This window comes from Paracoccus versutus (genome assembly GCF_029909795.1).
GTDB classification, from domain to species: Bacteria; Pseudomonadota; Alphaproteobacteria; order Rhodobacterales; family Rhodobacteraceae; genus Paracoccus; species Paracoccus versutus.
Map to the genome: position 1 here is coordinate 245,969 of NZ_CP038196.1, position 23,395 is coordinate 269,363.

Here is a 23,395-nt window from a genome sequence, read left to right on the forward strand (position 1 = left end):
CAGCGCTCTCTCTCGACCGCACCGGCTCAAATCCCTTCCGGCCGCTCTCTCCCTCTCAATCCGTGGCGAGAGCAGACATGAAACAAGCGCCCGGCCGTCAGGCGGGGCGCTTGTCAGGATCAGCCAAAGCGGCGTCCGGCTTCGGTGAAGGTGTAGTCGTTGGCGACGATGGCCTCGTCGATCACCTCATCCGAGGTCAGGTAGTCGTATTCGTGCTCAAGCTGGCGATAGAGCCAACGAGCGAGGTCGCGCAGCGCCTCGGTGACGACTTCCTCGGCATCGGCGGTCATGTCCTGCCAGGTCGGGCTGTCGCGCTCGACCGAGATCGCCATGCAATATTCGTGGTGGTAATGGCCGCGATGTGTTGCCTCGGCGCGAAGCTGGTAGAAATTGCGCCGCTGGACGCTCTGAAGGGCATCGGCGATGCCGTGCAGAATCCTGTCCTGCGGCGCATAGGACCGGATCTCGGCCGTGGCGTTTTTCCGGTAAGAATAGTAGCCCTCGAAGCAGGCGCCATCGCCTTGCGACCAGAAACCCGAGAAGAAGATGCGCGGTTCCTGACGCGAGCCGCCGCCCATAAGGCGAACGGTGCGGGTCTTGAAGCGGACACCCAGGATTTCCGCGATCTGCTGGAAATCCTCATAGACCGCATCATACCAGTCGTAGTCGAAGCCTCCCTCGCGATACCAGGCGCGGGCCTTGTCCTTCGCCTCGTTGGAAAGCTCGTCGAGCCGATAGACGGTGGTTTCGATGATCTCAGGCATAGGGATCGCCTCCGTCCAGAATGATCTCCAGCCAACTGCCGCTGAAGATCCAGTCCACGGTCTCGCCGGTGGCGAGATCGAGAACATGCGCGCCGCCGCCGAAGGCGTTCACCCGCGCCTGGGAGCAGGTGGTTGCGTATTGGAAGCCCCAGAGTCCGGTCAGGCCGAACGCGGCCGCGCAGCGCTTGACGAACTGGATGACATGCTCGGGATCGCCGGTTTCGTCATCGCGCATCCAGAGCTGCGTGCCGCCATGTTCGGGCTGGATCGAGAGCAGGAAGCCCTCGGAGGGAGGGTCTTCCGCGGCGTTTTCCTCGGACAACGCATTGTAGAGTTCGAGCGCTCGGGCCGCGTTTTCGGGGGTGCCTACATCGAGCAGGCAGGAGAAATGGGTGAAATAGTTGGCCATGTCAGGCTCCTGAAACGACAAAGCCCGGCGGCGAGGCCGGGCGAGGATGGGTGGAAACTGGTTGGTGTGATCAGGCGGCTTGCGGCAGCCGCAGCAGGTCGGTCGCGGTTTCGCGCCAGAAGGGATCGACCAGCCGGGCCTCGAGCAGGCTGGCGCGGTAGCGGTGATCGCGAGCGGATGCCGCATCGCCGCGCCCCGATGCCGCGAAGGCCGCGCCGCGCAACCGGCTGGCTTCGGTCACGACACGGCGGGCCTCGGCATCGGACGCGACAGGTTGCCGCCAGAGAATGATCCCGGCCCGGATCTCTCCGGCGAGAACCAGGCCCTTGTCGCTATCCTGAATGATCATGATGCGTGGGCGGAAGCGCAGCGTATCGTCCGAGCCGATGCGGAGGTCGCCGCGCGCGACGCGCTGGCTGGCGAAGGTCATGGCGTCTTCGGGAGACGGGCACTTGCCGATGACGACCGTGCGGTCGAAACCGTCGGCATCACTGAGACCATCGTAACGCGCGGTGCCGATGCAGGAGATGCGCAGGGGCAGCCTCTGGGCGCGGTGCAGCCGGGGCAGCACCTGCCGCGCGAGGATTTCACCGATGGGAGCGAACGCAGTTTGGCGGGATAGGGTCATGGGGAATACTCCGCGACGGACGGCGGAAGCCTCTCTCCCGCCTGCAACCCGTCACGGCCAACCGCCCGCACTCTCACTCTTCCTTCGATTGAGGATTGTTCCGGTCTGCGCCGGAATGATCCGACGCTCAGCACCAGGGCTCGCGCCGTCCTGCCCAGATTCTCGCCAGCCCTTCGCCGACGAGAATATCGCCGACGTCGTGGCCTTCGACGCGGATCGCCGCCAGGGTTCGGCCATAGCGGTCGGTGCCTTGGCGCAGGATTTCAACGCGCCGCCCATGCAGGAGATCGGCGAGCCTGGTCTTCGCTTGCAACGCGAGATCGGATTCATAGGTGCAACGGCCCTCGATCTCGGGGGCATCGATGGTGAGGATCCGAACCGCTTCCGCTTGCCGCGTTGTGCCCAGGCGGATGGAGTCTCCGTCCCAGACCCGGATTGCGGCCGGTTCGCAGGATGCCGTGCAGAGCAGAACGGAAACGACGATATGGCTGAGCATGACGAATGGCTTTCATCTTGAAGGAGCGAAATCGGCGTGATCGCCGCCGGTTCTTTCCGATGCGAGCCGGGATCGCAATGCCACCCGGCACGCAAGCGGCAATCGGCGGCGATTGACGGGAAGAGGCCCGGCTGCGCTTGGGCACCGGGCCGTCGGGGCGAGGCGCTTTCGCGCCTCAGCTCCATGGATCGAGTTCCAGCTCCACCATTTCCTCGTCGCCGTCGAACTCGGCGGCGGGGCAAGCGCCGTGGGTTCCGTCCCCGGCCTGAAACACGACGATCTCGACCATCAGGGTGGTGGCGAGGCTGGCGGCGAAGGCGGTGGCATCTGCATAGGACATGGGTTCCGGCTCCTGTCTTTGGAGGCGGGGGACCATCCCCCGCGCGACAGGCGCCCGAAGTGTCCGGCCGGATCTGCAATCACCCTCGGGCGTTCGGACTCTTTCCGAATCCCCGAGGGCGGCACGCTCGCGTAAGCCGACCCCTTGCGGGTTGATTGACGAAGAGACGGTCGGACCAAGGTTCGCGAATGGAAGCGGGGGTGGTGTTTTGCCTCCGACAGGGGCCGGAATCCCGTCGCAGATGCCCCGCCACGCCAGCCTTGTTGCCGGGCCGATTTCCGGGACGTGTTTCAGGCCGGAGACGGAACCCGCTGCATCGTGACGACGAAAGGGTGACGCAATGGTGAAGCTGGATCTCGATCCATCGCTGCCTGAGCAGCGATACCCGGTGGCCCGGTGTGCAGGCATAGCTTTCAGAGCCGGTCAGTCCCAGAACCCATCGGCGATTTCACGGGCGATCATGGCGCGGGCCTTCATCATCACATCGTCCGCCAGAGGTGTCGATATGGCCGTAGAACCGCGTCCGGGAGCCATGGGCGCTCCAGTCGGCATAGCGGCAATATTCGCGGGCATCGAGCCGGAAGGCGCGCATCTCCTCGGCCCAATGCGGCTTCGGCTCCACGACGACGGTGACGCGACCGCGGGTTTCCTCCCACGGAAGCGAGCGCTCCGAGGGAGGATTGCGGCCGTCGTCGGCAAGGATTTCGTCGACCGTCATCATGCCAAACTTTCCGTGTCGGAGTTCGGGCCGAGGCCCGCCGGATCGGCCTGGGCGTGATCGCTGGTTTCGATGTCGCGCTGCACTGTCGAGAAGAACTCGTCGCGCTCCAGCATCCGCTCGAAATATTCCTCGCCGATTTTATCGTCGGGCGGGGGAACATCCTCGAAGGCATTGCTCCACCATTCCTTGGCCAAGCCTGTGCGCCAGCACATGGCCTGGTCTTCATTGGCGAAGACACGAACATCCGTGCCATGCGGATGCTCATAGATGGCGACATAGACCCGCTGAGGGGCTGGTCGGATGAATGTGGGTTCGGTCGGCATAGTCATCTCCTGAGACGAAAACAGCCCGGCGAGATGCCGGGCCTTTGAAGCGAAGAGGATGGAAAGCGGGGCGACCGGAGCCGCCCTGCCGGTGCGCGTCATTCGGCGGCGACCGGATCGTCCGCGCCCTCGTCGTCACCGGCGAGGAAGTCGGGCAGCACCATGCCATCCTCGTCCTGATCGGCAGCGCCATCCACAGCCTGCGCCTCGATGGTGGGGCGCAGCGGTTCCGGCAGCCAGCCGGTCTCTGCCAGCAGGCGTTCGGCCTCCTTGGCCATGTCGCCCTTCTTCAGATGCCCGATCAACTCGGCGGCATGATCGCCGGCACCCTCGCGCACCGCCTCGATGATCCGCGCCTTGGTGACGCGGCCGAGATAATTGCCGACGGTCGGCTTCCAGCCCGCCTCGACCAGATCCAGGCCGGTGGTCTGGGCCAGCCGGTCGGCTTCGCGCAGGCGGCGCTCCAGACCCTGCTGGCTGATACCCGTGCCGCTATAGGGGTTGGGGCGTTCGTAAAGCGCATTGACCCCGAAGCTGACGCAATGGGCGAGCAGGGCATGGCGGCTGGCCTGGTCGAGCTGGTCCAGCCAGTCCCAGAGCCGGTCGTCGTCCTGCCCGAGCGGAATGTCGCGCTTCCAGGCCTCGTGGCGCTCGTCGATCCGCTTTGCCGAATCACTGTCGCCGAGTTCCGGCGATTGCACTGGTAGATGCACGTCGCGCACCCGGGCCTCCAGCGCGCAGCCGGAGACATGCGCCCCGAAGCAGTCGAGCACCAGCTTGTGCAGCAGCACGGTCATGGCGATGCGGGGATTGGAGGCAACGGCATCGCGCAGGGCCAGGGTCCGGTGCGCGGTCAGCTCGATGACCAGCCGCTCGGGCAGCGGCTTGATGGCATCGCCCTCATCGTCTTCGTCCTCGGGTTCGGACGGTTCCCCGCCGATGGTGATGACCGCGCGCTGGTGGCTGCCGGGTTCCACGCCGCCAGCCATGGCGCCGCCGCCGTCACCATCTTCACCGTCAGGATCGGCGGATGCTTCGTCCTCGGGCCGGACGAAACCGCGCTCGATCAGCGGTGAGCCGTCGCCGTCGATGCAGATGAAGACCCCGGCGCGGGCGATCTCGGCCGGATCGTAGACCATCGGCCGGAACTCGAAGGCCCGCAGCGCCTCCTCGATCTCCCCGAGCCGGTGATCGACCGCATCGGGCAGTTCGTCGGCCCCCGCATGGTTCGCTTCCAGCCGGTCGTATTCGTCGCGCAGATCCTCGCGGGTCGCACGTTCCTCCTCGGTCAGATCGACCGGGGTGCCGACAAGCTCCCGCAGCCCGTGGTCATGGCCATAGGGGAAGCTGACCGCGACCTCGATCCATTTCCAGCCCTCGGCGGCGACGGCCTCGGCCTCGGCCTTCAGCTTTTCGCTGACCAGCCGGTCGAGCAGGATGGGATCCTGCAGCCAGCCGCCCTCGTCCTGCTGGAAGAGATCGCGCAGGACGTAGCCGCCGGCCGCCTCATAGGCCTCGATGCCGACGAAGGCCGCGCGCTTGTCCGAGGCCGGCACCGTGGTCTCGGTCAGCATGCGGCGGATCTGCCAGGGCTCCTTTGCCCAGTTGTCCTTGATCGCGTCCCAGACCTGTTCCTGCCGCGCATGATCCTCGACCACGGTGAAGGCCATGAGCTGCTCCAGCGTCATGCCGTCCTCGGCATAGGTCTCGAGCAGCACGGGCGAGACCGAGGCCAGGCGCAGGCGCTGCCTGACCACCTTGACGTCGACGAAGAAGGCGGCGGCGATGGCCTCCTCGGTCATGCCCTTCTCCCGCAGGGCGAGGAAGGCGCGGAACTGGTCGAGCGGATGCAGCGGCGCGCGCTCGATATTTTCTGCCAAGGACACCTCGTCGATCAGGATATCGACGCCAGCCTCGGAGACGACGCAGGGCACCGGTGCGGTCTTCGCCAGCCGCTTCTGCCTGACCAGCAGTTCCAGCGCCCGGAACCGGCGGCCGCCGGCGGGCACCTCGAACATGCCGGTCTCCTTGCCGCCGTCATCGACGACAGGGCGGACATGCAGGGACTGGATCAGCCCGCGCCGGGCGATGGACTCGGCCAGTTCCTCGACCGAGACGCCGGCCTTGACCCGGCGGACGTTGGACTGGCTCAGGGCCAGCTTGTTGAAGGGAATGTCGCGCGAGGACGACAGGGTGATCTTCTGTGCGGCAACAGCCATCGGGGTAACTCCGCGACGGACGCCGAGAGCCATTCTCTCGAACTCCAACCCGTCGCAGACCTCCCGTCACTCCTCTGACTCTCCAGCCCTCACGTCGGGGCCGAAGGCGAAGCGGTCGAGCCCGCCCGGACGGATCGCCAGACCCCCTTGCCGTTCCGCACCAGCCGCCAGCGCTGCGCGGAGATTTCCGTGCCCTTGGCTGTCCTGCGAGCCGGGATGTCGACGAGATAATCCGCGCCCTCCTGTTGCCATGCGCCCACGACCGTCATTCCGTCGCCGAACTCGACGAGGCAACCCGGCGGGTCGGCGCCGTCATTCTCGACGGTGACGCGACCATGCGGGAAGGCATGGCTATGTGTGAAGGTGAACCGCATTCGTGCCTCCGGTTGTCGCGCGACACTGTCACCGGGCGAAGCCTATCAGATATTCAGTGTCCTGGCCCGGGCAGCCTGATAGAGGATCCGCTCGGCCTCCCGGATGCTGCCCGTCCGCCGTGCCGCCTCGGCCCAGACCGAGATCGGTACATCGCCGGTGAACAGGACGTCCCGTTCTAGCCCCATGCCGAAGGGCAGGCGGATCGCCTGCATCTCGGTGAAGGACCAACAGCCGAGTTCGGGACGCCCGATATCGGCGAGGCCGAACATGAGGTCGCCGTCCTCGTCCAGTGCGGTGGCCGGCCAGACACCGGCGCCGAAGGGGTTGAAGAACTTCACCACCGGCACATGGTCGACATCGCGCCGGCGGCCGTTGGCGAGAAGCCGGTCACGCAACTCATCGGTCAGGAGGATCATGCCGCCGTCCTCCCATCGGTCGAGGCCGCCTCCGCCTTGCTACTGTCCTCGGCGGGCAGATGCGCCAGAATCCAGTCGGCGGCCTTGCTGGCTTGGGAGGCGGCGCGGACGATGGCGCGGCTGTCCTCGCGCAGCACGTCGAGCCAGGAGGCCAGGTAATCGGCATGGCGCACCGTCGGCGCGATGCTGAGCGAGCCGCAGCAGAAGGCAGCGCTTATTTCGGCGATCAGCTCTTCGAAGGCGTATTTCCTGGTGCCGAACGAGCCGGAAAGATCACGGTTCAGCCGCGAGGCATGGCCTGTCGCGTGCGAAATCTCGTGCAGGGCGGTGCGGTGCCAGTTGATCGGCTCGAAATAGGCCTGCGGGGGCGGGACGACCACATGGTCGAGGGCCGGGACATAATAGGCCCGATCCCCGCCGATGCGGAAGTCGATGCCGGTGGCCTTGATGAGCGCCTCGACCCGCGGCTCGATCAGGCCGGGGGGCGGAGGTGGCGCGGCCATGGCGATATCCTCGGGCAGCCCCTCGCATTGCGCGGTGTTGAACACGGTGAAGCGCTTCAGGAACGGGAGCTTCCCCGGCTCATCGCCGGTTTCCCTCGCGCGGCGCTTCTCGTCCTCGGGGGTGAAGCGGTCGGCATAGACGACGGTGGTGCCGCGCTCGCCTTTGCGGACATAGCCGCCGAGCGATAGCGCCTGGCGGAAGGTGAGCCATCCCTGTCCGGGAAAGCCATGCTGGACCACGGCGCCCCAGAGGATCAGGATGTTGATGCCGGAATACCGCCGCCCGGTGCTGGCATTCTGCGGCAGGCCGAGCGGGGCCTTGGCCGCGGCCTTACCCCAGGGCTGGACCCAGGGAAAGCGGCCGGCTTCGAGCTCGGCAATGATCTTGCCGGTGATTTCGTCGTAAAGATTCGTGCGCTTGCTGCCGCCGGCGCGGTCCTGTCTGGCCATCGGGATGATCTCCGCGACGGGCGCCGGAAGCCACTCTCCCAGCCACAAACCCGTCACGCAAATCCCGACCGCACTCTGACTCTCCGGCAGATGTTCCAGGGATCCGCTGGACTCCGGTACCGACCGGCTGAGCCTGGCCGAGGAAACTGACAGGTTCCGGGCGATGCTGGTCTCGTCATGCCGCTCGCATGCATGGCCATGCGCGTCGGACAGTATCGAAAGGCGTCCAGGCACCCATGCTGCGGCGCAGAATGCATAGCGGCCTTGCCGGTATCACGGCTACTTTCCACGATTTGCTCAGCATATATCCGCCTTGTCCGAAACGAGCCCGATGATTGGGCAAGATGAAAAAGGTGTCGAAATGTCCGCTGTCGAAATGAGCCATAACCATGCTGCCGCCGGCTTTGGTGGGGTCTTTTCGCGCGTGACCGCGATGATCGCCGGCTGGAACGACGCTCGCATCACCCGCCGCGAACTGAATGCGCTGACGGATCGCGAGTTGAACGATATCGGCTTGGCCCGCGGCGATATCGAGCGTGTCGCCCGCGGCATCTGAAGTCCTTCTGAACGATGAACGGACCCCGTGGCGGTGCTGCGGGGTTTTTTCTTGCGCGTGCGAGTAGGGGCAAGGTTCATCCAGCTCCGAATGTGACCATCGCCGCACTTGCACTGTCACGTGCCGAAGGCTTTCACCGGAAATCCCGCTTTTCCCGGTGGAAAAGGGCATACGGCTGCTCGGCGTCACGCTATCCTCGCTGGAACCGCAGGGCGAGGACGGCGGAGAGGAGCAGCTCAGCCTCGGCCTGCCTGGGCTGTAAGAAAGATTGATCGGGAGGGGCGAATGAAGCGGAAGGACGAGGAAAGGGCCGCCGCCAGCCTGGCCAGGGGCATGGCGATGATCTGCGTCCGCAACACCGTGCTGGAGGATCTTCACGCCGGATATGTGCTGATGACGAAGACCGGGGATTTCTCCGATGTCGTCGTCATCGACGGTACGGGCAGGCGGATTCCCTGGACGGAACTGTCGCGGCTCGACGACGGTGAGATGCGCGACCTGATGCGGCAGGTGGTCGATCGCCTCTACACCTTTCTGCTGCGCATCGAGGATCCGGCGTTCCGGGATGCCATCGATCCATGGATGAATGCGGCGGCGAGATGGGACGATCCCGTTCTCGATCCCGGTCTGGCAAAGACCGGGTCGTGGACGGAATGATCCCGTTGCTCGCGGGGTGATGATGCAAGGGACCGCAGGCCATTCTGCGGTCCGTGGCTCATTCAGATGGCGAAATCTTCCAGCGATTTTGCCGCGTCCAGCCCTTCGACGATCCAGGCGGGCTTGCGGCCCCGGCCGCTCCAGGTGATTTCCGGGTTTTCCGGATGGCGGTATTTCGGAACCGAGGAGGCGCTCTTCCGGGACGACGTGGCGTCGACCAGATCGCCCAGAGCGAAACCGTGTTCCTTCGCCACCGCTTCCGCCGCGGCGCGGGCCTCGGCCTTCCGGCGAACCTCGAATGAGGCGATGGCCTTCGCGACGTTCTTTTCCAGCTGCTTCAATTCGGCCAGCGACAGGGTGTTCAGATCGATATCGGGCATGGGTATCCTCGCTTCTTCCGGTCCCCGCTTAAACGATTGGATGTGACCCGGCAATTATTTCAGTTGGCCATGTTTCCTGCAGGATTGCGATGTCCCGTAAACCGTATTGCTTCGGTCTTCGCAGCCAAGCGCCTTATCGGATAGCATGAAGTATGAAAGGGACGGGGGCTCACCGAGAGGAGATCACGCAATGGAGATTGATGAAGACAGGATAGATGAAGCGGTCCTGGCCCTGCTTTACCTGACGCTTGATCGTAACGGCCGGGCGTGGAAAGGACACGACTGGGGCGCGATGAACCGGCTCTACGAAAAGGGCTTCATCGGCGATCCGGTCAACAAGGCGAAATCCGTCTGGCTGACCGACGAGGGGATAGCCAGATCGGAAAAGCTCTTCCGCGAGATGTTCGGCAAGGAGGAAGACCGGCGCTCGGTCGACGACGAGAGCAGGATTTCCGAATGATTATTCTTCTCTACGGAGCGTGGGTTTAGGCGGCACCCTTTTTCAGCACAGCATGAAGGCCGTGAGCAATGCGACGGGGAGCCCATAGGCCCGCCATAGCAGCAGCCCTGCGGCGACCAGGCCCAGGGCGATGCCGCAGGCCAGCAGTCGCTGGGTTCGGGTCAAGGGCGGCAGCGCCTCCTTCATTCCGCGGCCAGCCTTGCAACCGGCGCGTCCCTGATCGGCCAATGCAGCAGCGCGGCAAACACCGCGATGGCGATCGAGACCTGCCAGGCGAGGTCGTAGGAGCCGGTGGCGGCATAGGCATATCCCGCCCCCCAGGCCCCGAAGAACGAGCCGAGCTGATGGGACAGGAAGACGATGCCGAACAGCGTCGAGACATAGCGGACGCCGAAGATCTGCCCGACGAGGCCGCTGGTCAGCGGCACGGTGCCGAGCCACAGGAAGCCCAGGGCGCAGGCGAACAGCGTTGCCGACAGCGAGGTGATCGGAAAGGCCAGGAACAGCGCCATCACCACCGCGCGGGCAAGGTAGATCCCGGCCAGGACATGCTTCTTGCGCCAGCGATCCGCCGACATGCCGAAGACATAGGAGCCGAGGATGTTGAAGAGCCCGACCAGGGCCAGGGCCCGCGCGCCCACCGCAGGGTCAAGGCCCTTGTCCACCAGAAATGCCGGCAGGTGGGTGCCGACGAAGGCGACGTGAAAGCCGCAGACGAAGAAGCCCGCGGTCAGCAGCCAGAAGCCGGAATGGCCCGCGGCCTCGCGCAGGGCCTCGCCGAAGCTCTGCGAACCGGTGGCGCCGGCTTCCGGCAGCTTCGGCCGTCCGGCGATACCGATGGCCAGCAGGACCATCGTTCCGGCCAGCGCGGCATAGATCAGCAACGTCCCGCGCCAGCCGAAGGCGCCGATCAGCCCCTGCGCCACCGGCACCAGAAGGAACTGGCCGACCGAGCCGCCGGCGGTCACGATCCCGGCCGCCAGGCCGCGCTTCTCGGGCGGCACGGCGCGCACCGCCGCCCCGATGGCCACGACGAAGGTCACGCCCGTCATCGCGAATCCCACCAGAACACCCAGCGTCAGGTTCAGCCCGAACGCATCCGAGATCCCGGCGGCAAGCGCAAGGCCAAGGGCATAGAGCGCCCCGCCCGCCGCCGCCACGCGCCCGGCCCCATGCTTGTCGGCCAGGGCGCCGACCAGGGGCTGCGCCAGCCCCAGGATCAGGTTCTGGACGGCGATCGCCAGCCCGAACGCCTCGCGACCGACGCCGATCTCCAGCTCGACCGGACGCAGGAACAGGCCGAAGGACTGCCGGATGCCCATGGCGATGGTGACCAGCGTGGCGGCACAGATGAGCACGATCCAAGGATTGCGGGGCGAGGATGTGACGGGCGGCATGGCTTTCCTGAGGCTGGGAATCGGGTCCGGGACGGGCTTGTCAAATTAGATAACAATTATAATCTATATTGACCAGTCCAGACAGCGCCGCCGGGACATTCCCGGCCAGAAAAAGGAATGCCCCATGGAAAGCAAAGAACCGCCAGCCCGCCTCTGGCTCGACGATCTGACGGTCGGGCAGGAGTTCCTGAGCGATGCGCATCCGCTGGATGCCGAACAGATCGTCGCCTTCGCTAGTGAGTTCGATCCCCAGCCTTTCCACCTGGACCCGGAGGCGGCACGGCAGAGCTTCTTTCAGGGCCTCGCCGCCAGCGGCTGGCATACGATGGCGATCACCATGCGGCTGCTGGTCCAGAGCATGCCCTTTGCCCAGGGCATCATCGGGGCGGGCGGGGAAATCTCCTGGCCGCGTCCGACACGGCCGGGCGACATCCTGCGGGTGAAAAGCCGCATCGCCGAGATCCGGCCATCGCGCTCGCGGCCCGACCGGGCTATGGTCCTGACCCATAGCGTGACGCTGAACCAGGCGGATGCGGTATTGCAGGACTTCAGGGCGAGGCTGCTGGTCTTCAGGAAGGAAGCATAGCGATGGGACGATCCTCAGCCGAGCAGGCGCGGCAGAACCGTGCCAGGATCGTGGAGATCGCCAGCCGCCTGTTCCGCGAGCGCGGCGTCGAGGCGGTTTCGGTGGCCGACATCATGGCCGCCGCCGGGATGACGGTCGGCGGCTTCTACAAGCATTTCGCCTCGAAGGAGGCGCTGGTCGAGGAGGCGAGTGCCTTTGCGTTCGCCGACGCGCTGTCGCTGTGGCGCAAGGTCCTGGGCAAGACCGGCCGGACCGCGGAGGAATTGCGCGCGGGGCTGGTCGAACGGTATCTGCGGCCCGACCCGCAACGGCATTGCCCCATCATCGCCTTTGCGCCCCACGCGGCCGGCAAGGACGGCAGCGCACCCGCGCGCGAGGCCTATGACAAGGGCACCGCGGCGCTGCTGGAAACCTTTTCCGCCGGCCCAGCACCGGACGGGACGAAATCCGATGCCGAGCCGCCCGACCCCGAAGCTCTGCTTCTGTTCGCCGCCATGATCGGCGCCCGGGTTCTGGGCGAGGCCGCAGGGGATGCTCCCTGGGTCGGTGCGGTCAGAAAGGCCGTGGTGGAGGCGGTGGCGAAAAGATGAGCACGGCCATAATCGGCTGCGATGCCGTCGCTCGCGACGGCTTCGAAGTGATCGCTTATGTGCTGAAATCAAAATGGCATCCCCGGGTCGATCGGGATATCGGCGGGGCAGGGGGCTGAAGCGGATGCTTGGCGCGGGCTTTTTGCCGTTTTCTGCGATGTTGCCATGTATCCTGCGCGGTGCGGCAATCGACAGCTGTTGCTCGTCGGAAAAGGGTGCGCCGAACCCTTGAGCTTGTGCGAGCGTTGAGCCGGTTGCGATGCCTTGGACAGGAAAGCCGCCATGAGGATGATGACGTTGCCCCTTTGCGTGACTCTGCTGCTCGCCGGATGTGCGGAAGGCGTGCCGGAGGCGCCCGGCGAAGGCAGGCCGATGGATGAGGTGCCTCGCCAGCAGCGCCTGCCGAATGGCGACCGTCAATACGGTTTCAAGAACGGCTGCGTCATCGTCCTGGAACCGCAGCGCGCCGTGGTCAAATCCGAAGGAGATGCCTGCGCCCTGCACCACCGCGACATCGCGCTGCTTTATGCCTCGGCGGATTGAGGGCTCATTGGGCGCGGGCTTTCCGGTTGCACCGGGCGCGAAACCATGGCTCGTCCATAGCGACGCTTGGAGGTGAGCATGGCGCAGAACATCTACGACATCCCGATTTCTTCGCCGGCTACAGCCGGTTGCCCCGGCAGGTGCATGGGCTGGACGGCGCGCCCGAATGGCTTGCCATCCGCGCCATGCTGCCGAATGTGGTGGACAAACGCGTAGCCGATCTGGGCTGCGGCTTCGGCTGGGCTTCGCGCTGGTTTCGCGAGCAGGGCGCTGCTTCGGTCACAGGCTTCGACCTGTTGCAAAACATGATCGAGCGGGCCAAGGCGGCCACGTCCGATCCGGCCATCGCCTATCGCATCGCCGATCTGGACACGCTCAACCTGCCCGCAGCGGCGTTCGATCTGGTCTACAGCGCGCTGGCCTTCCACTATGTCGCGGAATTCGACCGGCTGATCCGCATGATCCACAAGGCGCTGGCACCGGGCGGCGATCTGGTCTTCACCATCGAGCATCCGATCTTCATGGCCACCGCGCATCCGCATTGGCTGCTGGACGAGGACGGTCGCAAGACCTGGCCGGTCAACGGCTATTCCGTCGAAGGCGAGCGCCGCACCGACTGGTTTGCCAAGGGGGTGCTGAAGCATCATCGGATGCTGGCCACCACGCTCAACACGCTGATCGGCGCGGGTTTCGCGTTGCGTCGGATCGAGGAATTCGCACCGACGCCCGCGCAGATCGCCGAGATGCCCGCGCTGGCCGAGGAACTGGAACGGCCGATGATGTTGTTGGTCGCCGCGCGCAGAATATGACTCCTTGCGCCGCCCGCGATCTTGCCTGGGCGGTCGTCGCACAGGCCTTGGCCGGTTTCCAGGCTCCATGCGGGATTGTGGGGCCGTCGGGCATTCCGGATCTGACCTTGCGCGCTTGTTGCACCGGCATATGTGAGGCAATCTCGGCGGTGCAGCGCAGGAAGCAGAGTCCCATAGCACCACCATGTCGAGAAAAACCCTGAACAAAGCCAATCTCGAAAAGCTGGGGGCGGAAAAGCTCGCCGAACTGGTCATGGATCTGGTGGAGGGGAGTGCGGCCCTCCAACGCCGCGCGAGGATGGAACTCAGCGCCGCCCAGGGTCCGAAGGAAGTGGCCGCCGATATCCGCAAGCGGTTCGCGTCGCTCCGACGCTCGACCGGCTTTGTCGACTGGAGCGGGCAGCGGGCACTGGTCAAGGACCTCAACGGGTTGCTGGGAATGATCGAGACCAGGATCGCGCCGGATGATGCCGACGAGGCGTTCGAGTTGCTCTGGTCGTTCCTGCAATTGGCCCCGTCGCTTCATGAGCGCACGGATGACAGCCATGGGTCGGTCGGCGATGTCATGCGGGAAGCCGTGGATGCCATCTCGAAACTGTCGCCCGGGATATCCGTGAATCCCAGGGCGCTGGCGGAGCGGGTCCTCGATGCGGTGGCCGACGCGGGCTATGGCGAATTCGACGGGATCATCCCGGCGACGGCGGAGGCCCTCGGCCCGGAGGGACTGGATCATCTCAAGCGGATCACCGAGGACTGGGCGTCGTCGCGCCCCAGCGAGCACGAGTTGGCGAAATACCGGGGCTTCGGCTTTTTATCTTCCCCCGAAGACAGCGTCCTGCGCAACAGGCAAGGCACGAGGTCGATCATCCTGGCGGATGTCGCCGACGCACAGGGCGATGTCGATGCCTACATGGCCCGGTATTCCGCCGAGCAGCTGACTTACGGCACCATCGCGCCCGATGTCGCGCGCAGATTGCTCGATGCGAGCCGCATCGACGAGGCCTTCGATATCGTCGCTCGCGCCCGGGCCGCCGAAGACGGCAAACCGTTTCGAATGTTCCGCTACGATCTCGACGAGGTCTACGAGGAATGTCTCGAGAAGCTGGGCAGGCATGATGAGCTGCGCAAGCACCTGTGGGACACGTTCGAGCGGATTCTGAGCGAGCGCAGCCTTCGGAAATACCTGCAATCGCTGCCGGACTTCGACTACGTCGAGGCCGAAGAGAAGGCGCTCGAATTCGCCGAAACCTACCCCCATCTCGGTGCCGCGATCGGCTTTCTTGTGGGCTGGCCCAGTTATGAGCGCGCGGCCCGGATCGTGATCCTGCGGGCGCAGGAACTGGACGGAAATGCCTACCATCTGCTCTCGACGGCGGCCGACGCTCTTGAAGCCGGATATCCGCTTGCCGCCACGCTGATGCGCCGGGCGATGATTCAGGACAGCCTGGATGGCGGGAAAGCGAAGCGATACCGTTATGCCGCCCGCCACCTTGCCGAATGCCGGTCATGCGCACCGGCCATCGACGATTACGGCAGTTTTCCCACACATGAGCAATTCGTCGCGGCACTCAGGCAGAAGCACGGGCGGAAACATGGCTTCTGGCAACTGATCGATGGGTGAGGGTCGCCCATTCTTGCCGATAGGGCAGAACTCAGGTGGCAAGGTGGCATTTCCGAATGCAATTCGGTTGCGGTGCGGTCGGGTTGAGCCGGAAGACATACGGAATGTTTCACCCCTCCGGTCGAGGAGGCATGCAGCGGCCGCTCTCTTGACCCGCAATGGCAGAGCAATTACCCACGGGTTCGTTCCTAAATCCAGCCGGGAATTGTCGATGTTGGAGCTTGTACAGAACCACTGATCACCACCGGATGCCGGGGTGATCGCAAACCGGGCGAGGCGCTTACGCTCCTTCGCCTGATGCTTTGTGGTTCTGGAACAGGCAATATCATGAATATCTCGAAAGACGAACAGCGCGTGTTGCACGTGCTGGCGCAGGGCGGTCTCATCCGCTACACGCGCGCATCCAACGGTAAGCTGATCGAGGCCGACTGCTTCACGCATGACGGCTCGCTGCTGGTGGGCTGTACGCTCGACATCATCTCGCGGCTGCGGCGAAAGCGGCTGATCGAGTCGCGCAACTCAGGCCCCTACCGCATCTCGGGGACGGGCCGCCGGGCGGTCCGCTCGCAGCCCGACAACCGCACATCATGAGGACCAGCATGGACATCCGCCTTGAAACCCCGGCCGACGCAGCCGCCATCCGCCAGATCACGCAAGAGGCCTTCGCCGGGGCCGAGCATAGTTCCGGCACAGAAGGCGCGATCATCGACAGCCTCAGGGCGGCGGGGACGCTGACCCTGTCGCTGGTCGCGGAGGAGGGCCGCCAGGTCATCGGCCATGCCGCCTTCTCGCCCGTCATGATCGGCGGTCGCGATGCGGGCTGGTTCGGGCTTGGTCCGGTCGCGGTGCGACCCGACCGGCAGGGGCAGGGCGCGGGCGGTGTCCTGATTCGCGAGGGGCTGGCGCGGCTGCGCGGCATGGGCGCGCAGGGCTGCGTGGTGCTGGGCGATCCCGGCTATTACCGGCGCTTCGGCTTTGCCGTCGATCCGGGCCTGACGTTTGAAGGGGTGCCGCCGGAATATTTCATGGCGCTGGCATTTGCCGGACCGCCGCCTTCCGGTGCCGTGATCTATCATGCGGCCTTCTACGAAAGCTGAGGCGCGGCGGGCGGCGCCGCCTGCGCGATGCCGCCCGCGCTGGCCGCGCTGATCGAGGCGCTCAGGTTTCGCGGCTGAGCGTCGTTTTTGGGTGCTTGTATCACGCCGCAACGCAACATCGGCCTTGAGCCCGGGGAACATCCAGCGACAGTGTAGTCCCCGGCCCAGAGCCGACCTTCATCGAGTGAAGTGATGCTGCGGTGCAGCTTCATCAAGGCAGACATTGCCAATTGAGCCTAATCGTCATCGCCCGCTTCTACTTCGACCATATCTCTGCGCTTGACTGTATTTCTCCAAGGTTTCGGGATTTAGCTGAGTGAAATTCTCATCGACCCAAAATTTCGCAAAACTTTGGGGATTAGTGGTCCGCCTTCCGTAGACAGTCGGGACGCCATTGAATTTCACTCCAACAGCGTGGCCGAAGCCGCGTTGATCAAGCTTTACAAGTTGTGGATGACCTCCCGTCATGAAGGATTTTGAAGGTATGCCATTGACTAGATCACAGAGGGACCAAAAGCAGGTCCGAGCCACGTCGCCTTGATCACCTTTGGCAATCCATTTTTGCCGGTCCTTGTTCGCGTGACCACCTAGGCCCGAACTATAGACATGCGCCGACTTTTTGCTGTTCAACTCATTCTCACCAATCTGGTTCACGCTCCAACTTAAATTCGCGCGCCCGGCATGATGCAAGCGATACAGTTGAAAGTCTGCAGGCCCTTCGGCATCGCAGCGTGCACCGTATAGGATTCCAAGCTCACAAATGGGCACCTTCGGAGGTGTAGCACAAGGCAATCCACAAAATTCTTCAGCCCGCTCTCGGGTCCCGGGCGAAGATCGGATCGCATCACGCTGAATTTCATTCAGGAGCTGCCGCAGGAAAGATTGCCCCCATTGGAGATCCCCTGAGAGGGCAAAGATTTCTGGGGTGAAAACGCTTTCAAAGACCTTCTTTTCTCGCAAAGACACTGCTTGACCAGTTTGAAGAGATGTCCCTTGGCTATCAGCCCCCAAGTAAAATGTCCTTTTGCCTATGGCTGACACCGAGAGCCATGCTGTGGCGGTTGTCATACTCGTGCGGCCTACTTTCAGAAGTGGAAGTCCAAGAGGCTATGCTTTCCAGTGCAAACTTGGATTCTGGGGGACATACCAAAGGTCGCGAACCTGCGTATCGTCGCTGTTAGGCGTGGGATCGGCATCCCTGACGCGGAAGGTGGTCGGAATCTTCACCGCGCTTCCGAAGATCAGCGCGTGCTGCTTCGGTAGAGATGGCAAGCGCCTCAGAACCGTTTCCGAGATGAATGGCGTCATCTGTTTAATCTGCGAAAGATCGTCGGGGTTTTGGATGCGGTGAATGATGAAGTTGTTACACTGCGAGAGAACCGTCTTCGAGAGCTCACTTGGCCGTTGTGAAGCCACAATCAAGAAAGCCCCGTATTTCCTGCCTTCTTTGGCAATCCGCTGGAAGGTTATGCCCGCGTCGATGGCAAAGCGGCTCGGGCGCTCAGAGATGTAGCGGTGCGCCTCTTCAAGGATCAGATGGACAGGCATCTTGTTTCGGGGCGTCGCGCGGCGCATCCGGTCGAAGATCAGCCGTGCAACAACGGCAGAGGCTAGTTCGACGATCTCGTCCGACGCATCGTTTAGGTCGATGATGCAGATTTGACGGTCTTTCCGGTAGCTTGTACCCTCCCGTGCAAGACCAAGGAGTCGGTCAACGAAGTGCGTTGGCTCCCTGTCGTAATCCTGCAAGCCTTCTACAGATGCCCGCAAAAACTCGAAATCTGGATTGTCCGATACAGACTTCAATCGCGTGACCAGCTGTGAGCAATAGTCTCTTATTTGTTTGTTTCCATTCGCCTCCTCGTAAAAGAGAGCTAGGTCGAGCGCATCTTGAAGTCTATCAAACGAAAATGGTTTATTCGCGTAACTTGGAAGAACAGGCTCGTCTTTTTGATGCTTCTGCAAAAGTTCCAAAAGGGACTCGTATTTAATGGATGTCTCCCGTTTGGGACCATCTTTGAATTGCCCAAAGTCGATAGTTAGCCCAGGCGAGACCACGGCTTTATTGATCTCATCGGTCGAGAATGTGCCCAATATCGCCAAGATTCGGTCGACTTTACTGGGTGAACTAGCGTCACCGTGCAGGATCGAATAGATGATCTTCGCAAGAACATGGTTCTGAATTTCAATCAATTCATCCTTTTTAACAGGATCGTCCAGCACAAATTCTTCCGGATTTTCCTGAAATAGCGTTGTTAGCCCGAGCGCCGTTCGCAATGCCGGGAGTTGCGTTTTTTCACTCGCGCGCAGCAAAAGCGCCCATTCATCGACTGTCATGAACCAATGCGGCAGACGAAAGCGATCGACCAAATCGGCGCCTAGGAAGCCTTCTTCTAGCCCTTCGGCTTCTAACTCCGAATTGGTTGCCTTGAAGAAGCTCGCTTGAATCTGCCACGGCATATTTTCAAAGGCTTGTCGATACTCACCATTCACATCGAAAAGCACGAACGACGCACCAATCGCCCAGAATTCTTCAGCTCGATCAAATACGGACTGAATAATCGACGCGACAGTGCAGGATTTGCCACTGCCGGTATTCCCCAAAACGGCAATATGCCCGCCGAACAGCGCATCAATCTGCGCCTTAACAGGGTAGTCCTTGAAGACTGCAGATGTGCCAATCTCGATTGTGTGCGGCACCGCCCCCTGCTTTGCGGCCCCCTCGGCATCGGTCTTGGTTTCCTCATCCGAGGGTTGCTCCACGTTGAAGATGCGGTCCAGGTCTTCGTCACGCGCATAAAGGGCGTCTGCATACAGCGGGGGAAACGTCGAGACACCGAATTTGAAGGAGCCTCCTTGGACTGGCATAGAGCCGACCGGAACCACGTCTAGGAACTTTGCCGCTGTGGCTTTGTCCATCTCTGAGCCGTTCCCGTAGGCCGGCGAAAAATCCTTTTCTCTAAGGCCGATAACCTCCAACACGACATACTCGGATTGGGCCGGTACCATGAGGTATGATCCCAAGGTCGCGACATAATGGACATCATCGAAGCCAATGACCGTGAAGTTGTCGCTGCCCCTATGCAGCTCGACAACGAGGCGATCCGCTGAAACGCTAACGATCTTGCCTATGGCACGGCTTGCATCATCCCTCGCCATTTTCGCCGCCCTGCTGCTTGGAAAGTAGCTTCTTGAAGACTTTCTCGATAGCCTGTTCTTCTTTCTGGTCAGCACTCGTTGGCATCAAGTCCTGCACGATACTGTCGAAGTAGTGCGCCTTCTTGCCCGTCCCCTCGTCGCTGCCCCAAATGAAGGAAATCCTCGGATCTCCTAGCGCAGCGAGTTCTTTAGCTACCGGATTATTGGCGTCGTCAGGGTTGAGGAACGCGATCAGGCGGAAGCCTGGGAGCGTCAGCCCTTGAAAAATAATATTGTTAATGTGCTCGTCGCCAAAGCTGAAGCCCATCACGAAAAGGACGCTTTGGTCTTGAACGATCTGGCGCTGAAACTCACGGAACATGTCCGAGTAGGGCGAGCCAAAACTCGCGGTCTGCTTCGAGGGCGTCGGATAGATCATGACGCGATCTTTGGAAGGGTCGAGCTTATCAGCAGACTCACGGATCGGGAAAAGACCTGTCTCCTCTTCCGTCCAGTTTACAGACCCGTGGAGCTTGCAGAAATGCACGTATCCATCGACCGCCGCCCACCTCTTTGAGGAAATATCGAGCTGCTCAGCGAGGGCGCGGCGGTATGTGGAAGGGTTGAAACGGCGCTCAACTGTTCCCGAAAACCCGTTGGAATAAGGAATGCCGGATCGATCCATCGCCCTCTCGTTAAAGAGGTCGTAATTTGTGGTGAAAACCCAAGGCGGCGCAAGGCCACGGGATCTGGTGGCCAGCGACTGATAAAAGCGCCGATACAGCGTCACGACTGCTTCGTCGCCTTTTGCAAACGGTCCTTCGGTGCATTTTTGAAGGATGAACTTTTTCACGCCTGCGATGACAGCCTCAACGGTTCCGAGGGCACCTTGAAGATCCGCCTTACCGCTTCTCTTACAAAACTGCTGCGCCGTCATGAGGGCTTCCATCAACCGCTCCAGGTTTTTTCGAAAGGCTTCATGGGTTAGATCGATCCCCAGCTGATGGTTGAGGGTCTTTCGTTGTTCAGCTGTCACAAACGCTCCGACGCCAGTTAGACCAGGAATTTCTTGAAGCGTTGCCTGGAACTCTGCGGCAAGCGGCCCCATCGTCGGAATGCCAAGATCATTGCCTTCGGGCATGTAGGACGAGCAACCGGAGCCGATGAGAAAAGACAGGTTCTTCGAACCGAAGGCCTCTGCCAGATGTCGCCGAATAATTTCAGCGCGGTCATCATATCCTGCTTCAGGGGAGAGTTTCGCAAGCTCGTCTTTGTTCCCTTTTCTAAAATTGATCAAGTGACCACTCCAAGTAAATCTCGCCCTTGCTGTCTCGCCACACGGTAGCGCAGGAACTCGAATGTTGTAAGTCCGGTTTCGGTCGTTGTTCCTCAATCATAGGTGGATGCAGCGAATGGCGTAAGCGGTCTCTGGGCAGCACGGTCTGCTTAGCTTGACGGCCTGAAGTTCCAGGGCAGCAGGTCGTCGATGCGGCTTTGCGGGTGCCCGCTGGCGATGGCTGCGAGGGTTGCCTCGAGGTAGGCGAAGGGCTCGATGCCGTTGATCTTGCAGGTCTCGATCAATGAGGCGATGCGTCCCCAGGCGGTGCCGCCTTCGTCGTGACCGGCGAAGAGTGCATTCTTGCGATTAAGGGCGATGGGTCGGATCAGGTTTTCGACCCTGTTGGAGTCGATCTCGACGCGGCCGTCGGTCAGGAAGGTCTGCAACCCGTCCCATTGGTTGTGGATGTAGGCCAGCTTTTCGCCCAGGCGGGATTTGGCGGAGATTTTCCGACGTTGCGCCTGGAACCAGCCGCCGAAGGCCGCTACCAGCGGCGCGGTACGGGCCTGGCGGGCGGAGAGACGCTGGCCGGGCGAGATGCCGCGGATGTCGGCCTCGACGGCATAGATTTCGGCGATCTGGCGCAGGCCCTCGGCGGCAATCTCGGAGCTGTCGCGGTCGAAGACCTCCTTCAGCTTGCGCCTGGCATGCGCCCAGCAATGCGCCAGCCGAATGGGATCGCCGCCCTTGCGCGAGGGTTTGGTCAGGCGGTTGTAGCCGGTGTAGCCATCGACTTGCAGGATGCCGTCGAAGCCGGTGAGGAAGGTTTCGGCATTCTCGCCCGCACGGCCGGGAGCATAGAAGTAGACCACGCCGGGCGGATCCTCGCCGCCCCAGGGGCGGTCATCGCGGGCGAGCGCCCAGAGATATCCGGTCTTGGTCGTCCCGCGCCCCGGGTCCAGCACCGGGGCGGTGGTTTCATCCATGAACAGCTTGCCGGATCGTTTCAGATGCCCGGCCAGCCGGTCCACGACGGGCTTCAGATGGAACGCGGCCTTGCCGACCCAATCGGCCAGCACCGAGCGGTGCAGATCGAGGCCCGACCGCGACAGGATCTGGCTCTGGCGATATAATGGAAGGTGATCCGCATATTTGCTGACCAGCACATGGGCGAGCGTGGCCTCGGTCGGCAGCCCTCCTGCGATCAGATGCGCGGGGGCCGGGGCCTGCGTCACCCCGTCGGTGCAGGTCCGACAGGCGTATTTCGGCCGCACGGTGACGATGACCCGCAACTGGGCCGGCACGATGTCCAGGCGCTCCGAGCGATCTTCGCCGATCTTGTGCATGACACCGCAGCCGCAGGGGCAGATCAGGCTGTCAGGCTCGATGATTTCCTCGATGCGCGGCAATGCAGCCGGCAGGTTGCCGATGGTGCGCTGCGGCGCGGGCCTGGTTGCCCCGTCGCCCCCTTTGGCGGAACGGGTTTCTTTCTCGGCCTCGACCTCGGCCAGCGCGATGGACAAGTCCTCGAAAGCCAACTGCCGCTCGTCCTCGGACAGCTTTTCCGACCGTTTGCCATGCAGGGCATGGTTCAGCTCAGCGATCAAGTGCTCCTGCCGCCGGGTGATTTCCGTCAACGCAGCCACCGTTTCCATCAACGCCTGCACCGCCGCACGTTGCGCGGTCGGGATAGTGGAAAGATCAAGAGTGGTGAGGGTCTGCATGACCCGATGCTATCATCAAACCACTAGTAAAAACACGCAAAACCAACCTGTTGGTTCACTCTGCCGCAGCCGGCGGGCGCGCGTCCAACGCCTTCACCTTGCGCCAATCCAGCCCGGCAAACAGCGCCTCGAACTGGGCATGGTTCAGCGCGATCAGCCCATCCTTGATGGCAGGCCAGGTGAAGCCTCCCCCCTCCAGTCGCTTGTAGGCCATCACCAGACCAGTGCCGTCCCAATACAAAAGCTTGAGACGATCCGCGCGGCGCGAGCGGAAGACAAAGACCGTGCCGGTGAACGGGTCCTTGCGCAGCACCGACGACACCAGCGCGGCCAGCCCGTCATGCCCCTTCCGGAAGTCGATCGCTTTCGTCGCGACCATGATCCGAACCCGGTTCGACGGGAAGATCATGCGCCAGCCGTCAGCGCGCGGGCCACCGATGCTATCCGATCTGCCGAGGCCCCGGCTTCCAGGCGGATGGTCACGGCACCGATGACGATCTCGGCCCTGTCCGCCACAGGCCGCACGACGACAGGGGGCGGCTCCTCGCCCGGGCCCAGCATCAACGTCGCGAATTCTACGGGGTCTTCCGGCGCGGGCAGAACCAGCCGCCCCTTCCGCGCCAGCGTCCGCCACGATGATACATGGTTTGCAGGCAAGCCGTGCCGTCGCGCCACCTCATTCACCGTTGCACCAGGCTCCAGCGTCTCCGCCACGACCCGAGCCTTCACCTCATCTGGCCACTTCCGGTTCCGACGGCCTCGGCCGCCAACCGGGAGAACCTCCAATGCAGTCTCCATGGAGAAACTCCGTCCTGATCATCACGAACATCCAATGCGACAATCAGGTCAAAGCCTGGAAGGTGCGGTCCAGCCGCCGCTTACCGAATGGCCGCTTTCCGCCCTCCTTTGCCGTT

28 protein-coding genes and 2 pseudogenes are annotated in these 23,395 nt (G+C 62.9%); 10 read left to right on the top strand and 20 right to left on the bottom strand.

Features of this window, described 5'->3' with window-relative positions:
- Window positions 1-119: 119 nt before the first annotated feature.
- From E3U25_RS01205 to E3U25_RS01255, 11 genes and pseudogenes are all read right to left on the bottom strand, one after another.
- On the bottom strand, window positions 120-764 hold the full coding sequence (locus E3U25_RS01205) for an antitoxin of toxin-antitoxin stability system (protein WP_116221531.1): 645 nt from the start codon (window positions 762-764) through the stop codon (window positions 120-122).
- On the bottom strand, window positions 757-1,173 hold the full coding sequence (locus tag E3U25_RS01210; protein WP_116221532.1) for a hypothetical protein: 417 nt from the start codon (window positions 1,171-1,173) through the stop codon (window positions 757-759). The genes E3U25_RS01205 and E3U25_RS01210 overlap by 8 nt, the downstream gene beginning before the upstream one ends.
- 70 nt (window positions 1,174-1,243) lie before the next feature.
- Window positions 1,244-1,801: a hypothetical protein gene (locus E3U25_RS01215; protein ID WP_116221533.1), complete on the bottom strand. Its 558-nt coding sequence runs from the start codon at window positions 1,799-1,801 to the stop codon at window positions 1,244-1,246.
- Window positions 1,802-1,928: 127 nt separating this feature from the next.
- Window positions 1,929-2,297, bottom strand: a complete 369-nt coding sequence (locus E3U25_RS01220; RefSeq protein ID WP_116221534.1) for a thermonuclease family protein — start codon at window positions 2,295-2,297, stop codon at window positions 1,929-1,931.
- 175 nt (window positions 2,298-2,472) lie between these two features.
- Complete coding sequence (locus E3U25_RS01225) at window positions 2,473-2,637, bottom strand: hypothetical protein (RefSeq protein ID WP_166435462.1); 165 nt, start codon at window positions 2,635-2,637, stop codon at window positions 2,473-2,475.
- A 423-nt stretch (window positions 2,638-3,060) separates the two neighbouring features.
- Window positions 3,061-3,358: pseudogene (locus E3U25_RS01230) on the bottom strand (hypothetical protein).
- Window positions 3,355-3,681: a hypothetical protein gene (locus E3U25_RS01235; protein WP_116221536.1), complete on the bottom strand. Its 327-nt coding sequence runs from the start codon at window positions 3,679-3,681 to the stop codon at window positions 3,355-3,357. The pseudogene E3U25_RS01230 and the gene E3U25_RS01235 overlap by 4 nt, the downstream one beginning before the upstream one ends.
- A 98-nt stretch (window positions 3,682-3,779) precedes the next feature.
- Entirely contained in the window at window positions 3,780-5,900 is a 2,121-nt protein-coding gene (locus tag E3U25_RS01240) for a ParB/RepB/Spo0J family partition protein (protein WP_116221537.1), read from the bottom strand.
- An 89-nt stretch (window positions 5,901-5,989) separates the two neighbouring features.
- On the bottom strand, window positions 5,990-6,274 hold the full coding sequence (locus E3U25_RS01245) for a hypothetical protein (RefSeq protein ID WP_028710442.1): 285 nt from the start codon (window positions 6,272-6,274) through the stop codon (window positions 5,990-5,992).
- 45 nt (window positions 6,275-6,319) lie between these two features.
- Window positions 6,320-6,691, bottom strand: coding sequence for a DUF2958 domain-containing protein (locus tag E3U25_RS01250; RefSeq protein ID WP_116221538.1), 372 nt, complete (start codon window positions 6,689-6,691; stop codon window positions 6,320-6,322).
- Complete coding sequence (locus tag E3U25_RS01255) at window positions 6,688-7,644, bottom strand: ArdC family protein (protein WP_116221762.1); 957 nt, start codon at window positions 7,642-7,644, stop codon at window positions 6,688-6,690. Before E3U25_RS01255 ends, E3U25_RS01250 begins: the two co-directional genes overlap by 4 nt.
- 361 nt (window positions 7,645-8,005) lie before the next feature.
- Here E3U25_RS01255 and E3U25_RS01260 point away from each other — a divergent pair, with 361 nt between their 5' ends.
- Complete coding sequence (locus E3U25_RS01260) at window positions 8,006-8,200, top strand: DUF1127 domain-containing protein (protein WP_116221539.1); 195 nt, start codon at window positions 8,006-8,008, stop codon at window positions 8,198-8,200.
- Between the two features lie 285 nt (window positions 8,201-8,485).
- The gene (locus E3U25_RS01265) at window positions 8,486-8,857 is read left to right on the top strand and encodes a hypothetical protein (RefSeq protein ID WP_116221540.1); all 372 of its coding nucleotides are present in this window, start codon (window positions 8,486-8,488) and stop codon (window positions 8,855-8,857) included.
- A 62-nt stretch (window positions 8,858-8,919) separates the two neighbouring features.
- On the opposite strand, the gene E3U25_RS01270 is transcribed toward E3U25_RS01265, so the two are convergent.
- Entirely contained in the window at window positions 8,920-9,237 is a 318-nt protein-coding gene (locus tag E3U25_RS01270) for an H-NS histone family protein (protein ID WP_116221541.1), read from the bottom strand.
- A gap of 190 nt (window positions 9,238-9,427) precedes the next feature.
- Between E3U25_RS01270 and E3U25_RS01275 the strand changes: the two genes are divergently transcribed.
- Window positions 9,428-9,697: a DUF6429 family protein gene (locus E3U25_RS01275; RefSeq protein ID WP_116221542.1), complete on the top strand. Its 270-nt coding sequence runs from the start codon at window positions 9,428-9,430 to the stop codon at window positions 9,695-9,697.
- A gap of 42 nt (window positions 9,698-9,739) precedes the next feature.
- On the opposite strand, the gene E3U25_RS01280 is transcribed toward E3U25_RS01275, so the two are convergent.
- Both E3U25_RS01280 and E3U25_RS01285 read right to left on the bottom strand, forming a co-directional pair.
- Entirely contained in the window at window positions 9,740-9,883 is a 144-nt protein-coding gene (locus E3U25_RS01280) for a hypothetical protein (protein ID WP_166435463.1), read from the bottom strand.
- A complete protein-coding gene (locus tag E3U25_RS01285; protein ID WP_116221543.1) occupies window positions 9,880-11,094 on the bottom strand; it encodes an MFS transporter in 1,215 nt (404 codons plus the stop codon). The genes E3U25_RS01280 and E3U25_RS01285 overlap by 4 nt, the downstream gene beginning before the upstream one ends.
- 124 nt (window positions 11,095-11,218) lie before the next feature.
- On the opposite strand from E3U25_RS01285, the gene E3U25_RS01290 reads away from it, so the two are divergent.
- The 7 genes and pseudogenes from E3U25_RS01290 (at window position 11,219) to E3U25_RS01320 (ending at window position 16,340) form a co-directional block, all read left to right on the top strand.
- On the top strand, window positions 11,219-11,680 hold the full coding sequence (locus E3U25_RS01290) for a MaoC family dehydratase (protein ID WP_116221544.1): 462 nt from the start codon (window positions 11,219-11,221) through the stop codon (window positions 11,678-11,680).
- Between the two features lie 2 nt (window positions 11,681-11,682).
- Entirely contained in the window at window positions 11,683-12,270 is a 588-nt protein-coding gene (locus E3U25_RS01295) for a TetR/AcrR family transcriptional regulator (protein WP_116221545.1), read from the top strand.
- A 282-nt stretch (window positions 12,271-12,552) separates the two neighbouring features.
- A complete protein-coding gene (locus E3U25_RS01300) occupies window positions 12,553-12,813 on the top strand; it encodes a hypothetical protein (RefSeq protein ID WP_147304493.1) in 261 nt (86 codons plus the stop codon).
- 78 nt (window positions 12,814-12,891) lie between these two features.
- A pseudogene (locus E3U25_RS01305) lies at window positions 12,892-13,622 on the top strand (class I SAM-dependent methyltransferase).
- Between the two features lie 184 nt (window positions 13,623-13,806).
- Window positions 13,807-15,243, top strand: coding sequence for a DUF6880 family protein (locus E3U25_RS01310; RefSeq protein ID WP_116221547.1), 1,437 nt, complete (start codon window positions 13,807-13,809; stop codon window positions 15,241-15,243).
- 327 nt (window positions 15,244-15,570) lie between these two features.
- Window positions 15,571-15,834, top strand: a complete 264-nt coding sequence (locus E3U25_RS01315; protein ID WP_116221548.1) for a YjhX family toxin — start codon at window positions 15,571-15,573, stop codon at window positions 15,832-15,834.
- Between the two features lie 8 nt (window positions 15,835-15,842).
- On the top strand, window positions 15,843-16,340 hold the full coding sequence (locus E3U25_RS01320) for a GNAT family N-acetyltransferase (protein ID WP_116221549.1): 498 nt from the start codon (window positions 15,843-15,845) through the stop codon (window positions 16,338-16,340).
- A gap of 243 nt (window positions 16,341-16,583) precedes the next feature.
- Here the strand turns inward: E3U25_RS01320 and E3U25_RS01325 are convergent, their stop codons facing one another.
- The 6 genes from E3U25_RS01325 to tnpA all read right to left on the bottom strand — a co-directional run bounded on the left by E3U25_RS01325 (window position 16,584) and on the right by tnpA (window position 23,279).
- A complete protein-coding gene (locus E3U25_RS01325) occupies window positions 16,584-17,351 on the bottom strand; it encodes a hypothetical protein (RefSeq protein ID WP_147304494.1) in 768 nt (255 codons plus the stop codon).
- Window positions 17,352-17,447: 96 nt separating this feature from the next.
- Window positions 17,448-19,499, bottom strand: coding sequence for an ATP-binding protein (locus tag E3U25_RS01330; protein ID WP_116221550.1), 2,052 nt, complete (start codon window positions 19,497-19,499; stop codon window positions 17,448-17,450).
- Window positions 19,486-20,775 (bottom strand): SIR2 family protein, encoded by a 1,290-nt coding sequence (locus E3U25_RS01335; RefSeq protein ID WP_244295060.1) that lies wholly within the window; start codon window positions 20,773-20,775, stop codon window positions 19,486-19,488. The genes E3U25_RS01330 and E3U25_RS01335 overlap by 14 nt, the downstream gene beginning before the upstream one ends.
- A 149-nt stretch (window positions 20,776-20,924) precedes the next feature.
- A complete protein-coding gene (gene tnpC / locus E3U25_RS01340) occupies window positions 20,925-22,412 on the bottom strand; it encodes an IS66 family transposase (RefSeq protein WP_420872912.1) in 1,488 nt (495 codons plus the stop codon).
- 124 nt (window positions 22,413-22,536) lie between these two features.
- Complete coding sequence (gene tnpB / locus E3U25_RS01345; protein WP_244295063.1) at window positions 22,537-22,860, bottom strand: IS66 family insertion sequence element accessory protein TnpB; 324 nt, start codon at window positions 22,858-22,860, stop codon at window positions 22,537-22,539.
- Window positions 22,861-22,886: 26 nt separating this feature from the next.
- Window positions 22,887-23,279, bottom strand: a complete 393-nt coding sequence (gene tnpA / locus E3U25_RS01350) for an IS66-like element accessory protein TnpA (protein WP_116221554.1) — start codon at window positions 23,277-23,279, stop codon at window positions 22,887-22,889.
- Window positions 23,280-23,395 lie beyond the last annotated feature (116 nt).